The organism is Synechococcus sp. MU1648 (genome assembly GCF_023630615.1).
Classification (GTDB): Bacteria; Cyanobacteriota; Cyanobacteriia; order PCC-6307; family Cyanobiaceae; genus Parasynechococcus.
In genome coordinates this window covers 58,080-72,200 of the sequence record NZ_JAKUHI010000011.1, presented here as the reverse complement: position 1 = coordinate 72,200, position 14,121 = coordinate 58,080, and the positions used below count along the sequence as shown (strand labels likewise).

Here is a 14,121-nt window from a genome sequence, read left to right as displayed (position 1 = left end):
TGGTGGTGGTGATCGCCCCTCCGGAGCTCGCGGCTGGGAAGATCGCAGCTATGGAGCCCGCGACAACAGTGGAGAAGGCAATGCCTACGACGAAGGCCGCAGCCGTCGTCGCCGTGGATCCTCCAGTGGTGGTGATGACTATTCCGGTTACGGCGGAGCTCAGGGCTGACGCCAGTCGTTGATCAGAGTCCTGCGTCCTTGAGCTGTTGCCCGGCATGGACCAGGACACTGAGGTCGGCTCCGGGTCGCTGGGCTTTCTCTCCCAGCTCCCGGCGCCAGTGCCGGGCACCACGGACGCCTTCCACGAGCTGCACAAGGTGACGGCAAAGGTCCCATAAACGTCCTCCTCGCTCCAGATGAGCGGCCGCATGGGGAAGCAGGCCGTCCACGACGTCTGACGCCAGGATCTGGCGTTCTTCTTCTCCGAAGATCAAGGCATCGACGCTGGTCCAGCGCAGGGGATGGCTATAAGCGGCTCGCCCCACCATGGCGCCATCGCACCCTTCCAGCGCCAAAAGGCAGTCTTCAGGTGACTCCAGCCCCCCATTGAGTTCAATCATCAGATCGGGTCGGCGCTGCTTTAGGGCATGAACGCGGTCATGCCTGAGCGCAGGAATCGTTCTGTTTTGCTTGGGATCCAGGCCCTCCAGCCAGGCCTTACGCGCATGAACAGCGAAGCGGCTGGCCCCTGCCAGCGCCACACGATCCACAAAGTTCGTCAGCAACGCGTCGCTGTCGAGGTCGTCAATTCCAATCCGATGCTTCACGGTCACAGGGAGTCCCCCCGCGTCCACCATGGCTTCCACGCAGCGGGCGACCAGATCCGGTTCCGCCATTAGACAGGCTCCGAAATTGCCGGCCTGCACTTTCTGACTGGGACAGCCCACATTGAGGTTGATCTCGTCGTAGCCCCAGTCCTGAGCCAGTCGTGCGGCTTCGGCCAGCAGGGCTGGATCGTCGCCGCCTACCTGCAGTGCGATCGGATGTTCAACAGGATCGAAATCCAGCAGCTTGTTGCGTCGCTTGCTGTGGTGCAGCGCCTGGGCCACGACCATTTCGCTGTAAAGCAGAGCTCTGCGGCTGATCTGCCGCATCAGCACCCGGAAGTGGCGGTCGGTGCAATCCAGCATCGGCGCCACACTGAAGCGGTAGGCAGCGGTGGATCCGGCGACGGTCATCAATCCATTAGAACCGCTCGAGATTCCCGCGTCAGCATTGATGAGCTTGAGTGCCGCCGTTCTGTCCCGTCGATCGCTGCTGTTGGCGGCGATAGCAGGTGTTTTTGGCAGTCTCTGGAGACCTCAGGCCGTGCTGGCAGCGTCTAAAGCTGGCGATTCTTCATGGGATCTGGATGCGGACCAGTGGCGTGAGCGCTTGTCTCCCCAGGCCTATGACGTGCTTCGCAATGAGGGAACAGAACGCCCCTTCACCAGCCCGCTTAATGGGGAGAAGCGTTCCGGCACTTATCACTGCGCAGGTTGTGATGCGGCGCTGTTTTCCTCGGAGGCGAAGTTCGACAGCGGCACCGGCTGGCCCAGCTTTTGGCAGCCCCTGGATGGTGCCATCGCCACGAAAGTAGATTTCAAATTGATCCTGCCGCGCATGGAATACCACTGCAGTCGCTGCGGTGGGCACCAGGGCCACGTGTTCAATGACGGACCTCGACCCACCGGCAAGCGCTACTGCAACAACGGTGTCGCCCTCCGCTTCCAGCCCGCTTGATCTGATCGTCGTTGGCGGTGGACCTGCCGGATACATGGCAGCGATCACGGCTGCCGAGCAGGGGCTACAACGTGTGCTGATTCTCGAAGGCACCCCAGAGCCGCTCCAGAAGGTGCGCATCAGCGGCGGCGGTCGCTGCAATGTGACCCATGCCTGCTGGGACCCCCGTGAACTAGCCACCCATTACCCCCGTGGCAGTCGACCCTTGCGGGGCCCCTTCAGCCGCTTCGCTTGCGGTGATGCGATCGCTTGGTTTGACGAGCATGGGCTCACGCTGGTGGAGGAACCCGATGGACGGATGTTCCCGCAGCAGAACCGTTCCGAGGTAGTGATCCAGTGTCTGCAGAAGGCGGCAAGGGCGTCTGGTGTTCAGCTGCGTACCAAGGCGATGGTCCAGCAGGTGCGCGTTCACCCCGAGGGTGGCTTTGTGCTCGATGGCCGCGGCCTGGAGCCTATGCATGCACGCTGCTTGATGCTGGCCACGGGGGGGCATCCCAGTGGCCGAAAACTTGCGGAGGCCCTTGGCCACCAGGTGGTGCCGCCGGTGCCATCGCTGTTCAGCCTCACGCTGCAGGTGCCTGCATTGACCGCCTGCAGTGGCATTGCCATCGATGATGTGGGCCTTGATCTGAAGCTGGGCAATGAGCGTTTCCGCCAGACCGGGCGGGTGTTGATCACCCACCGCGGTCTGAGTGGTCCGGCCACGCTGCGCATCTCAGCCTTTGCCGCCAGGGCCTTGCATCAGAGCCGATACAAGGGGGAGCTGAAGCTGGATTGGAGTGCTGGGTTGGGACGATCAGGAGTGACCGATCGGTTGCAGCAATGGCGGCAAGAGCAGGCCCGGCGAACCCTTTCAGCAGCGAAGCCGTTCGAGCATCTGCCGCGGCGGCTCTGGCACGCCTTTCTGGCCATCGCTGGGGTGGAGGCTGATCGCCGTTGGGCAGACTTGCCGATCAAGACGGAGCGTCAATTGGTCGAGATCCTCTGCGCGCAGAGTGTGCCGATCCAGGGACGTGGACCCTTTGGGGAGGAGTTCGTCACCGCCGGCGGTGTCGCTTTGGGGGACGTCAACCTGGCCACGATGGAGAGCCGCCGCTGTCCTGGTCTTTACCTGGCGGGTGAACTGCTGGATGTGGACGGGGTGACCGGCGGCTTCAACTTCCAGGCCTGCTGGAGCGGCGGTTGGTTGGCGGGCCAGGCGATGGGCGTCGCGCTCACTGAATCTGATCAAACACGGTGAACATCGGCAGGTACATCGCCAGCAGGATGGACCCCACGATGCCGCCGACCACCACAATCATTGCGGGCTCGAGCATTGAGGTGAGCGCCTTGACCATGGCTCCGACTTCGTCTTCGTAGAAGTCCGCCACCTTGCTGAGCATCTTGTCCATCTCACCGGTCTCCTCGCCGATGGCCAGCATGTTCAGCGCCATATCCGGCAGCACTTTTTGGCGGATGAGGGCATTGCTTAAAAGCACCCCTTCCTGCACCATGCTCCGCGACGCAAGGATCGCGTCGGAAATGATCGAGTTGCCGGCGGTTTCGCTCGAGATCTCCATCGACATCAGAATTGGCACACCGGCTCGGGTCAGCGAGCTGAAGATCCGACAGAACTGAGCTGTCGCCGTCATCAGAATCAGTTCACCGAAGAGTGGCAGTTTCAGCACCAGGCGATCGATCGTCCGACGGCCGTTGTGGGTGGCGTAAAACCGGCCCAATAGCCAGATCGCTAGCAGGATCACCCCTACGGCATAAAGCGCGACGGAAGAGCGCAGCAGTTCGCTCAGATCAACGAGCAGTTGGGTGAAGGCCGGTAGTTCGGCTCCCAGGTCTTCGAAGATCCCCGCAAAGGTCGGGATCAGAAAGATGGTCATGCCGAGGAACACCAGGATGGCGATCACCAGCACCGCCACGGGATAGCCGAGTGCGCCCTTGATCTGGTTCTGAAGTTTGGCGTTGTCCTCGAGCAATTTGGCCAGTCGTTTGAGGGCCTCATCCAGCACACCGCCGGCTTCTCCGGCTTCCACCATGGCGATGCTGAGCTGGTCAAACACCTTCGGCCACTGACGCAGGGCTGTTGCCAGCGCAATGCCCTCATTGACGTCGAGGCTCACTTTGGTGAGCGCGCGTTTGAACATCGGCAGTTTTTGCTGTGTGGCCATCAGATCGAGGCTGCGCACGATCGGGACGCCGGCATCGACCAGGGCGGCCAGTTTGCTGGCGAACACGGCTTTCTCCTTCACCCCTGGCGCTTTCTCAAGCAGGCGATTGAGGTCAAAAGAACTGAGACCGCCGCCCGTTGCTTCGTCTTGTTTCGTGTCTTGGTTGTTTCCGGGGTTGACGGGCCGCAGTTCTTCAGCGCGAATGCCCCGACGCCGCAGCAGTTTTTTGGCTTCAGCAAGGTCAGCTGCCTTGATCGTCACCGTTCGCGGTTGTCCGGTCGGACCGGCATAGGAAGCAATGAAGGCGGCCATCGATGCTTATTTCTTGGGATCAGATGTCACCGATCAATCGCTGCAATTCGCCCGGTTTGCTGGCTTTGCCCATCGCTTCGGCACGGGATACATCCCCATTGAGCACCAGTTTGGCCAAGGCCTTTTCAAGGGTTTGCATGCCCTGTTCTCCGCCGGTCTGAATCTGTGAGTACAGCTGTGCCGTTTTCCCTTCGCGGATCAGGTTGGCGGTGGCGGGTGTGTTGATCAGGATTTCCTGCGCCATCACCCGACCAAACTGTCCCTCTGCCGGGTTTTGACGCCGGCAAAGGGTCTGGGAAAACACAGCCACCAAGCTGCCCGAGAGCTGCACACGGATCTGCGTCTGTTGTTCTGGTGGGAAGACGTCAACCATGCGGTCCACGGTCTGGGCCGCGGAGCTGGTGTGAAGGGTTCCGAAGACGAGATGTCCGGTTTCGGCAGCACTCACGGCCAGTTGAATGGTCTCCAGATCCCGCATCTCACCCACCAGGATCACGTCCGGGTCTTCCCGCAGGGCGGCGCGCAAGGCGTTGGCAAAGCTTCTGGTGTCTTCGTTCAGCTGGCGTTGGTGCACCAGGCTTTTGTCGCTCTGGTACACGAATTCGATCGGGTCTTCGATCGTGAGGATGTGTTCGCTGCGGGTGTGGTTGATGTGATCAAGCACTGCCGCCAGGGTGGTGGTCTTTCCGGATCCGGTGGGACCGGTCACCAGCACGAGCCCCCTGGGCCGCGCGCTGGTTTCCAGCACCACTGGTGGCAGGTTCAGTAATTCAACGCTGGGAATCTTGCTGCCGAGGGCTCGAAGGCAGGCCGCATAGCTGCCTTTCTGTCGGTAGACGTTGACGCGGAAGCGTGCAACGCCCTTCAGGCCGTAGGCGCAGTCCAGTTCCCAGGTTTGTTCCAGCGTTTTGCGCTGGCTGTTGTTGAGCATCGAGAAGATCAGCTTGTTGCAGTCCTCCTCGGCCAGCGACCGATCCGTCATCGGCCGAAGTTCGCCGCTGAAGCGGCCATAGGGCGGCTGGCCGGTGGCGAGGTGAAGATCGCTTCCTCCGCCCTTCACCAGTTGTTCCATCAGGTCTTCGATCATCAGATCCATGACCGGCTCCTCAGTGGCGTGGTGTTAGGCAATAGGGACACTCGAGCCAGCCTTCCTGTAGACCGGCACCGCATCCTTCACAGGTCATTGTGCTGAGGGCGCGGGCCCTGCGCTCTGATTCCAGTCCGGAATCCGTCAGCACCATCCGACCCACCTCTTCCAGCGTGGTTTCGCCCTGTCGCACGAGTTCGAGGCTGTAGCCCAGCAGGGTCACCATTCCCGATTCCAGGGCCAGCTGTCGGATCACATCGGTGCTGGCGCCTCTGGAGATGGCTGTGGCCATATCGTCCTGGATCCGCAGCACCTCATAGATGCCAACACGACCCTTGTAGCCGCTGCCCTGGCAATGGGGACAGACCGGTTCGTTGGGATTGTGATGGTGGGCACGGTAAAAGGTGACATCCGCCTCCCTGCTCGCCATGAGCCCGAAGCGGCCCAGTTCCCGTTCCTCTGGCCGGTAGGCCTCGCGGCAGTGGGAGCAGACCTTTCGCAGCAGCCGCTGGGAAATGATTCCGATCAGGGACGCTGACACCATGAAGGGCTCCACTCCCATTTCGTCCAGTCGGGCGATGGTGCTGGGGGCATCGTTGGCGTGAAGGGTGCTGAGCACCAGATGACCGGTGAGTGCAGCTTCGATCGCTGTTTTGGCAGTTTCGAGATCACGGGTTTCTCCCACCAGCAGAACGTCCGGGTCCTGGCGCATGAAGGCACGGAGTGCCGTGGCGAAGTCGAAGCCCTTTTCACGGTTCACCTGGCATTGGGTGATTCCCGGCAGGGTGTATTCGATTGGGTCCTCCACGGTGGAGATGTTGATGCCCGGATCGTTGCGCTCGGCCAGCAGCGAATAGAGCGTGGTGGACTTGCCAGAGCCGGTTGGTCCGGTTACCAGGATCATTCCGAAGGGCTTTGAGCCCAGGTCCCTGACCAGTGCCAACGCGTCGGGATCGCTGATCAGTTTGTCCAGTCCCAACTGGGTCGCTCCGCTGTCCAGCAGGCGTAGACAGACCTTTTCGCCGAAGCGACTGGGCAGGGTGTTGACGCGGAAATCAATCACCCGGTCGCGGTATTTGCGGCGAATGCGGCCGTCCTGGGCTTGGCGCCGTTCGGCGATGTCCAGATCCGCCAGGATCTTGAAACGGGACGTCACCGCGGGCACCAGGCGACTGGGTAGCGGCTCTATGTACTGCTGAAGCACACCGTCCTGGCGGAACCGCAACCGCAGCCCTTTCTGCTGTGGTTCTACATGGATGTCGCTGGCATTGACCGACATGGCCTGCAGCAGGATCCGGTCCACCAGTGCCACCACGGGCGAGGCTTCTGCGTCCTTAAGGCTGGTTTCCAGGTCAGTGGCGTCTTGGGCTGTTTCGTTGTCGTCGTCCTCATCGCTCTCCAGCATCCCCTCGGGGCTGAAGTCATGCAGAAAGGATTCAGCACCAGCGCCGAGCTTGGTGTCGGCTTCTGATGCAGCAAGTGTGCCGGTCTCTTCGACCGGCTGAGTGGCTGGGTCGTTTTGTGTTTCAGCGCTGCGTGGTTCTCCTGCGATGGGCTGCATCGGCTCGGTCAGCGCTGGGTCCTCCGTTTCAGTAGTTTTCGTGTGCAGAGCTTCCAGCAGATCCGCTTCGATGGCTGGGTGCAGGCGGATTGTGCGGTGTTGTTCCGGCAGCTGATCGATCAGGTGTTGCCATTCCTGTTCTCGCCACTGGCTGGGAATCGCAATGTCGAGGTGGTCAGCATTGATTGCGATCGGCATGGCCTGGAGCACGCGCCACTGATCCGCCTGCACATCCGGTAAGGAGTTATCCAGCAGGTTGCGGCTTGCCAGCAACTGGTCCCGCCCCGGAACAGGCTGCTGCATCAACAGTTCAAGCGCGAAACGCTGCCGCGCCGTGTCGCCGGCATCAGGGGTGGGCAGCGTCAGAGTCATGGTTTGCGGCCGAGGTGCGGGCTTCCGCAGCTTGTGGGAGGTGAGCGTTGCCCTTCAACATGTCTAGACAGCAATCCCTGAGCGGTCAGCATGAGCGGCGACGCCTCCACCCCAGAGCAGGATCAGACCGTTGAGTCCGGTGCTGTTCCAGCCACCCCGGAGTCAACTCCGGATGCGTCAGAGGCAACCTCCGATCAGGCACCCGCAGCTGTTGATCCGGCGGATCGGATGCAGCAACTCGAGCAGGAGTTGACCACGCTGAAGCAGGAGCACGAGACGCTCAATGGCCAATATGTGCGCATTGCGGCGGACTTCGACAACTTCCGCAAACGACAGAGCCGCGATCAGGACGACATGCGTCAGCAGCTGGTCTGTTCGACCCTCACGGAAATTCTTCCGGTCGTCGACAACTTTGAGCGGGCCCGTCAGCAGCTCAATCCTGAAGGTGAGGAAGCTCAGGCTCTGCACCGCAGTTACCAGGGTCTGTACAAGCAATTGGTGGATGTGCTGAAGCAGCAGGGCGTGGCACGGATGGAGGTGGTCGGCCAGGAGTTCGACCCGAACTTGCATGAGGCCGTGTTGCGAGAAGAAAGCAGCGAGTTCGCTGAGGATGTGGTGTGTGAAGAGCTCCAGCGCGGTTACCACCGCGATGGACGTGTGCTGCGCCACGCGATGGTGAAGGTGTCGATGGGTCCCGGACCGTCCGATGCAGCGCCGGTTGAGGCCGCACCGGATCAGACGGCGGAGGAGGCCTGATGGCCGACTTTTATGACCTGCTCGGCGTCAGTCGGGATGTGGATCCTGACAGCCTCAAGCAGGCTTATCGCCGCATGGCGCGTCAGTACCACCCCGACATCAATAAAGATCCCGGTGCTGAGGACCGTTTCAAGGAAATTGGTCGTGCCTACGAAGTGCTGAGTGATCCGCAGAGCCGTGCCCGTTACGACCAGTTCGGTGAAGCCGGTCTTGGTGGTGCGGCTGGCGCCCCGGACATGGGGGACATGGGCGGGTTCGCTGATCTGTTCGAGACGTTTTTCCAGGGATTTGGTGGACCCGGCGGAGCCGGTGGTGGTCGGCCGCGGCGTCAGGGTCCCCAGCAGGGCGATGATCTTCGTTACGACCTAACGATCGATTTCGAGCAGGCGGTTTTCGGCCAAGAGCAGGAGATCAAGATCCCGCATCTGGAGACCTGCGACACCTGCGGCGGCAGCGGTGCCAAGGCGGGTAGTGGACCCACCACCTGCGGAACCTGCGGTGGTGTCGGGCAGGTGCGCCGTGCCACTCGGACCCCCTTCGGCAGCTTTACCCAGGTCGCCGAATGTCCCACCTGTGGTGGGACGGGCCAGGTGATTGCGGATCCTTGCGGATCCTGTGGTGGCCAGGGTGTCAAACAGGTTCGCAAGAAGCTGCGGATCAATATTCCTGCCGGGGTGGACACCGGAACACGACTTCGGGTCTCGGGCGAAGGCAATGCGGGACCCCGGGGAGGCCCGTCCGGTGACCTTTACGTCTTTCTCACCGTCCGCAATCACCCACGCCTCCAGCGGGATGGCTTGAACATCTTTTCGGAGGTGAAGGTCAGCTACCTCCAGGCAATTCTCGGCGACACGATCGAGGTGGAAACCGTGGATGGAACCAAGGAGCTGAACATCCCTGCCGGCACGCAGCCCGGCACCGTGCTCACCCTGCCGAATCACGGCATTCCCAAACTTGGCAATCCGGTGGCGCGGGGTGACCAGCGCGTGACGGTCACCGTCGATCTGCCGAAGCGGCTCAGCGATACGGAGCGGGATCTTCTGGAACAGCTGGCGGGTCACCATTCCGCTCGTGGCAAGCAGCACCACCACCACAACAGTGGATTGTTCGCTCGCTTGTTTGGTCAGAAGGGATGAGCAGGCGTTCCCTGGATTTGCGGGGAACGCCCTGTCCGGTGAATTTCATTCGCTGCAAGCTCACCCTCGAGCAGATGAGCTCCGGTGACTGTCTTGAGGTCTGTCTCGACAGAGGCGAGCCGGAGGCCATGGTCCTGCCGGGATTAAGGGATGCCGGTCATCGTGTCCAGTGCGTTGATCAAACGCCAGATGCAGTCACCATCGAGGTGATCTGTGGTGGCTGACACCAGCAGCTCCGTGGCTTCGGGGATGGTGGTGGCGCTTCAGGCCAATTACCTGGAAGTCGAGCTGGACGTCGCCCCTGCCGGATGCCCGGGGCGACTGCTCTGCACGCGCCGTACCCGATTGACCCATCGGGGGGAAGCGGTCTATGTGGGTGATCGGGTTTGCGTCGAGGCGATTGACCCGGGCCAGGCCCGCGCTGTTGTGGCCGACGTGGAGCCACGCCATAGCTTTCTGTCACGGCCACCGGTGGCCAATGTCTCGTTGGTGGCTGTGGTGTTGGCTGTGGAGCAGCCCAGTTTTGACCCTGATCAGGCCAGTCGCTTCCTGTTGACGGCGGAACGCACGGGGCTGGACGTGATCCTTCTGCTCACCAAGACAGACCTCATTTCAGCCGCAGCTCTTGAGCGGCTCGTGACCCGTTTGAAGGGGTGGGGGTATGACCCTCTGGCGCTCTGCAGTACCTCCGGAATGGGCATGGATGCCCTACGGCAACGCTTGGCTGGCGCAGAGCTCTCGGTGCTCTGTGGGCCCTCTGGGGTGGGCAAAAGCAGTCTGCTCAACCATCTGCGTCCTGATCTTCAACTTCGTACGGCTGCGGTGTCTGGACGCTTGCAGCGCGGTCGCCACACCACCCGCCACGTGGAGCTGTTTCCTCTGGGGCCCAGCGCGAGGGTGGCCGATACCCCCGGCTTCAACCGTCCTGATCTGCCGGATGATCCGCAGGAATTGGCGATCCTTTTTCCGGAGCTCCGGCAGCAACTGGATCCCTGGCCCTGCAGGTTTCGCGATTGCTTGCATCGCGGCGAGCCCGGCTGCGGCGTCTCCAGCGATTGGGAGCGCTATCCCCTCTACAAGGCTGCGTTGATTGAGCAGAGCAGCCTCAGCCGCCCATCCCGGGGAGGTTGAGGTTTAGGCCACCGGTGAGTTCCTCCATCCGGCCCTTCATCGTGGCGGTGGATTGCTCATAGGCCGCTTGCAGGGCTTCCAGGGTCGCCGCTTCGCTCGCTTGTTGACCCTCCTGCAGCAGGGCCGGGTCCAGCCGAACCCGCAGTGGTTGTTGGTTGCCCGATAGCCAGACACTGGCGCGCCCATCGTTGCTCTGGCCTTCGATCTCCATCCCGTCCAGTTCGTCCTGCAGAGCCTGAGCGTTCTGCTGAATCTCCTGGGCCTTTTTGAAGGCTTCGGTGAGTTGACCGAAATTTGGGAGTCCGAACCCTGCCATGGCGATCCTGTTGGAGTCGGAAGGCTAAGTCGCGGAAGCGAATCCCAGGCGTTTCACTTCGGGGTGAAGACGGATTCCATGCTCGGCTTCGACACGATCCTGCACCAGCTGGATGAGCCGGGCGATGTCATCCGCCTGGGCGTGGCCGGTATTGACGATGAAATTGGCGTGCATGGTTGAGATTTCTGCGCCGCCGATGCGTGTTCCCTTCAGCCCCTGCTCTTCGATCAGCCGTCCGGCCTTGAGAGGTTCGGGATTGCGGAAAACGCTGCCGCAGCTGGGCTGTTGATAGGGCTGCGTGGTGGTGCGATGGCTGAGGTTCGCGCTGGTAACGCGTTTCAGTTCGTTCGGATCGTGACCTGGTTCAAGGCGGAACCGTGCTGACAACACAACAAGGTCGTTGTCCTGGAGACGGCTGTGGCGGTAGGCGAAGTCCAATTGATCGCTCCGAAGCTCAAAGCAGTCGCCCCCATCCAGGGGCATGACCCGCACCGATTCCAACCACTCCGCGGTACAGCCCCCCTGGGCTCCTGCATTCATGACAGCAGCACCGCCTGCGGTGCCTGGGATGCCAACCGACCATTCGAGGCCGTGCAGTCCAGCGCGAGCAGCCCGTCGCGCCAGCGATGGGATCGGTTCACCGGCGAGCACCTCAACGGTCCCATCGGTTTCATCGAGTTGCAGCCCCTGAAGTTTGCGAAGACAGAGCGAGAGCCCTGGCAGGCCGTCATCGTGAATCAGCAGATTCGACCCAGCACCGATGATGCGGCAGGGAATGCCCTGTTGCGTGGCCCATTGGATCCAGGCCTGGGTTTCGTCAAGGCTGACGGGTTCCGCAAGCCATTCGGCGGCTCCTCCCACCCGCCAGGTGGTGAACTCCGCAAGGCTGACTCCGGCCTGGGGAAGGCGGGCATCGCACTGGCTCATGACGTCAGCCTTGACCACAGTCCATTCACATCGCCAGCACCCATCGCCAGGACGAGATCCTGTTCGCGGCTGTGATGCATGACCAGGTCGGTGAGTTCATCGAGGTTGTCCGCGACGGCGATTTGTAGTTCAGGCTTCATGTTGCGGATCCGTTCCGCCAGGGCGTTGCTGCAAATGCCTTGCAGGGGTTGCTCCCCTGCCGAGTAGACGGGGGCCAGCAGGAGCAGATCACAGTTCTGCAGTGCCTGGGCAAACCCATCGAGGAACTGCTGGGTGCGGCTGTAGCGATGGGGCTGGAACACCGCCAGCACGCGCTGAGGTGCTGTGGGAAGCGGACTGCGACCACTGCTCACCATCAGGCGAGCCATCTCCAGGGTTGCCTTCACTTCACTGGGGTGGTGGGCGTAGTCGTCAACGATGTGACGCCCCTTCCAGGTGCCCCGAAGATCAAATCGGCGGCCCGGTGCTTTCAGGCCAGCGAGTCCCTTAACCAACTGATCGAAGGGGAGTCCCTCCATGCGGCAGGTAGCCAGGGCGCCTGTTGCATTGCTCAGGTTGTGCAGTCCGGCCATCGGCAGGGTGAAGTCGCCGATGGGGCGGCCCGATTCGTAGAAACGCGCCACGCAGCGATCTCCCTCAAGGCTCAGAGGCAGGGCGGCGAAGTCAACGGATTCAGCGCTTTGATTGGACCACCAGGCGGTCGGCTGGAAGTGTTCTTGCAGGATCGGACAGTCGTGATTGGCCAGCACGCGATCGCAACCTTTCGCGAAGCGTTGCAGGGTTGAAATCAGGTCGTCGAGACTGGTGTAGTGATCGGTGTGATCCAGCTCCAAGTTGGTGATCACGCCCAGGCTTGGGCTGAACTTCACCAAGGATCCGTCGGATTCATCCGCCTCAGCCACAAGCAGTTTCCCCTGGCCGGCGTGGCCATTGCTGCCCAGACGGGGAACGATGCCACCAATGACAGCGGTCGGGTCTTGATCGGCTTCCAGCAGCAAGGTGGTGATCAACGTGCTGGTGGTGGTCTTGCCGTGGCTGCCGGCCACAGCGATCGAGGGTTGCTGCTCGATCAGAGCCGCCAGAAGATCGGAGCGATGCCAGATCTCTAGGCCGATCTGACGGGCACGTTGGAGCTCAGGATTGCTGTCGGGGATGGCTGTACTGATCACCACCACAGGGGAACAAGCGATCGTCGAACCCGTGACGGCGTCAATGCAGGCCTCGTTCTGCTGGCTGAAAACCTTCACCCCGAGGGTTTTCAGTTGTTGTGTTGTTGCGTTATCTCGCGGGTCTGAGCCGCTGACTGGGTGACCACGGTCAACCAGGATTCGAGCCAAGGCCGACATGCCAATTCCGCCGACACCGATGAAGTGGACTGGTGTCTGACGGTCGAGCAGTCGCGGCAACTGAGGGCTTCAATCTGGGGAAAGATAGGCCAGTTGTCGCGGCTTGTCTGCCGATCTGAGGGACGGATCGAGCCGATTCAATCGAGGCAAAACAAGGTATTTCTGCCGATTTCTGTATGATCTGCGGCCAAAACCCCTGCGCGGCTTTGCCGCTTCTTCCATGACCCTGCGCGTTGCGATCAATGGATTCGGCCGGATCGGTCGCAATGTTCTGCGGGGTTGGATCAGCCGTGGCGCTGACACCGGCCTGGAAATCGTGGGAATGAACTCCACCTCCGACCCTGCCACCAGCGCTCACCTGCTGACCTACGACTCCATCCTTGGGCGTCTCGACCCTTCCGTCGACATCAAGACCACGGACACATCGATGTTCGTCAACGGCAAGGAGATCAAGTTCTTTGCTGACCGCAATCCCCTCAACTGCCCCTGGAAAGAGTGGGGAGTTGACCTGGTGATTGAGTCCACCGGTGTGTTCAACACCGATGAGAAGGCCAGCATGCACATCCAGGCTGGTGCCAAAAAGGTGATCCTCACCGCTCCTGGCAAGGGTGACGGCGTCGGCACCTTCGTGGTGGGCGTCAACGACGACCAGTACCGCCACGAAGACTGGGACATCCTCAGCAACGCCAGCTGCACCACCAACTGCCTGGCTCCGATCGTGAAAGTTCTGGATCAGAACTTCGGCATGGAGTGGGGTCTGATGACCACCATTCACAGCTACACCGGTGACCAGCGAATTCTCGACAACAGTCACCGCGACTTACGCCGTGCTCGTGCTGCTGCCCTGAATATGGTTCCCACCACAACGGGTGCTGCCAAGGCTGTGGCCCTGGTTTATCCCGAAGTGAAGGGCAGGCTCACTGGTTTTGCCATGCGCGTTCCCACCCCGAACGTCTCGGCTGTTGACCTCACCTTTGGAACATCGAAGGGAGCTTCCGTTGAGCAAGTGAAAGCCGTGATGAAGGAGGCTTCTGAGAACGGCATGAAGGGGATCATCAAGTACAGCGACTTGCCTCTGGTGTCCACCGACTACGCCGGCACCAACGAGTCCACCATCTTCGATGCCGACCTCACCTATGCCATGGGTGACAAGGCGGTGAAGATCCTGGCCTGGTACGACAACGAGTGGGGCTACAGCCAGCGTGTTGTTGACCTCGCCGAGGTGGTCGCCAAGAACTGGAAGTGATCGTTAGCTGATCGCTTTTTTCATCCCTCCCGCCAGGGGGGGATTTT

At 61.3% G+C, this 14,121-nt stretch carries 14 protein-coding genes and 1 pseudogene; 8 read left to right on the top strand and 7 right to left on the bottom strand.

Annotated elements, in window-relative coordinates; translation table 11 throughout:
- Nucleotides 1–169, top strand: a pseudogene (locus tag NCN06_RS10960) (RNA recognition motif domain-containing protein); the annotation flags it as partial.
- 13 nt (nucleotides 170–182) lie between these two features.
- Here the strand turns inward: NCN06_RS10960 and dusA are convergent.
- Nucleotides 183–1,178 (bottom strand): tRNA dihydrouridine(20/20a) synthase DusA, encoded by a 996-nt coding sequence (dusA, locus tag NCN06_RS10955; RefSeq protein WP_226422805.1) that lies wholly within the window; start codon nucleotides 1,176–1,178, stop codon nucleotides 183–185.
- A 40-nt stretch (nucleotides 1,179–1,218) separates the two neighbouring features.
- Here dusA and msrB point away from each other — a divergent pair, with 40 nt between their 5' ends.
- Nucleotides 1,219–1,722 carry a peptide-methionine (R)-S-oxide reductase MsrB gene (msrB, locus tag NCN06_RS10950; protein WP_226398952.1) on the top strand — a complete coding sequence of 168 codons (504 nt, stop codon included), beginning with the start codon at nucleotides 1,219–1,221 and terminating at the stop codon, nucleotides 1,720–1,722.
- Nucleotides 1,694–2,962 (top strand): BaiN/RdsA family NAD(P)/FAD-dependent oxidoreductase, encoded by a 1,269-nt coding sequence (locus NCN06_RS10945; protein WP_226398947.1) that lies wholly within the window; start codon nucleotides 1,694–1,696, stop codon nucleotides 2,960–2,962. Before msrB ends, NCN06_RS10945 begins: the two co-directional genes overlap by 29 nt.
- Here NCN06_RS10945 and NCN06_RS10940 read toward each other — a convergent pair.
- The 3 genes from NCN06_RS10940 to NCN06_RS10930 are packed head-to-tail and all read right to left on the bottom strand — an operon-like array spanning nucleotide 2,937 to nucleotide 7,216.
- Nucleotides 2,937–4,196, bottom strand: coding sequence for a type II secretion system F family protein (locus NCN06_RS10940; protein WP_226398946.1), 1,260 nt, complete (start codon nucleotides 4,194–4,196; stop codon nucleotides 2,937–2,939). The genes NCN06_RS10945 and NCN06_RS10940 overlap by 26 nt on opposite strands.
- 19 nt (nucleotides 4,197–4,215) lie before the next feature.
- Nucleotides 4,216–5,292, bottom strand: coding sequence for a type IV pilus twitching motility protein PilT (locus NCN06_RS10935; protein ID WP_226398945.1), 1,077 nt, complete (start codon nucleotides 5,290–5,292; stop codon nucleotides 4,216–4,218).
- Nucleotides 5,293–5,302: 10 nt separating this feature from the next.
- On the bottom strand, nucleotides 5,303–7,216 hold the full coding sequence (locus tag NCN06_RS10930; protein WP_226398944.1) for a GspE/PulE family protein: 1,914 nt from the start codon (nucleotides 7,214–7,216) through the stop codon (nucleotides 5,303–5,305).
- Nucleotides 7,217–7,306: 90 nt separating this feature from the next.
- Here NCN06_RS10930 and grpE point away from each other — a divergent pair, with 90 nt between their 5' ends.
- Genes grpE through rsgA form a run of 4 tightly spaced genes read left to right on the top strand, consistent with a single transcriptional unit; the run spans nucleotide 7,307 to nucleotide 10,239 of the window.
- Nucleotides 7,307–7,972: a nucleotide exchange factor GrpE gene (gene grpE, locus NCN06_RS10925; RefSeq protein WP_226398943.1), complete on the top strand. Its 666-nt coding sequence runs from the start codon at nucleotides 7,307–7,309 to the stop codon at nucleotides 7,970–7,972.
- Nucleotides 7,972–9,108, top strand: coding sequence for a molecular chaperone DnaJ (gene dnaJ, locus NCN06_RS10920; RefSeq protein ID WP_226398942.1), 1,137 nt, complete (start codon nucleotides 7,972–7,974; stop codon nucleotides 9,106–9,108). The genes grpE and dnaJ overlap by 1 nt, the downstream gene beginning before the upstream one ends.
- Complete coding sequence (locus tag NCN06_RS10915) at nucleotides 9,105–9,332, top strand: sulfurtransferase TusA family protein (protein ID WP_115094689.1); 228 nt, start codon at nucleotides 9,105–9,107, stop codon at nucleotides 9,330–9,332. Before dnaJ ends, NCN06_RS10915 begins: the two co-directional genes overlap by 4 nt.
- Complete coding sequence (gene rsgA / locus NCN06_RS10910) at nucleotides 9,325–10,239, top strand: ribosome small subunit-dependent GTPase A (protein ID WP_370629843.1); 915 nt, start codon at nucleotides 9,325–9,327, stop codon at nucleotides 10,237–10,239. Before NCN06_RS10915 ends, rsgA begins: the two co-directional genes overlap by 8 nt.
- Here rsgA and NCN06_RS10905 read toward each other — a convergent pair.
- From NCN06_RS10905 to murC, 3 genes are read right to left on the bottom strand one after another with little or no spacing between them, the layout of a single operon-like run.
- Nucleotides 10,214–10,555, bottom strand: coding sequence for a YbaB/EbfC family nucleoid-associated protein (locus tag NCN06_RS10905; RefSeq protein WP_115024729.1), 342 nt, complete (start codon nucleotides 10,553–10,555; stop codon nucleotides 10,214–10,216). The two genes, rsgA and NCN06_RS10905, sit on opposite strands and share 26 nt — an antisense overlap.
- A 24-nt stretch (nucleotides 10,556–10,579) precedes the next feature.
- Nucleotides 10,580–11,482, bottom strand: coding sequence for a UDP-N-acetylmuramate dehydrogenase (murB, locus tag NCN06_RS10900; protein WP_115024730.1), 903 nt, complete (start codon nucleotides 11,480–11,482; stop codon nucleotides 10,580–10,582).
- Nucleotides 11,479–12,888, bottom strand: coding sequence for a UDP-N-acetylmuramate--L-alanine ligase (murC, locus tag NCN06_RS10895; protein ID WP_226398941.1), 1,410 nt, complete (start codon nucleotides 12,886–12,888; stop codon nucleotides 11,479–11,481). Before murC ends, murB begins: the two co-directional genes overlap by 4 nt.
- A 160-nt stretch (nucleotides 12,889–13,048) precedes the next feature.
- Here murC and gap point away from each other — a divergent pair, with 160 nt between their 5' ends.
- Nucleotides 13,049–14,074 carry a type I glyceraldehyde-3-phosphate dehydrogenase gene (gene gap, locus NCN06_RS10890; RefSeq protein ID WP_115024731.1) on the top strand — a complete coding sequence of 342 codons (1,026 nt, stop codon included), beginning with the start codon at nucleotides 13,049–13,051 and terminating at the stop codon, nucleotides 14,072–14,074.
- Nucleotides 14,075–14,121: the final 47 nt, after the last annotated feature.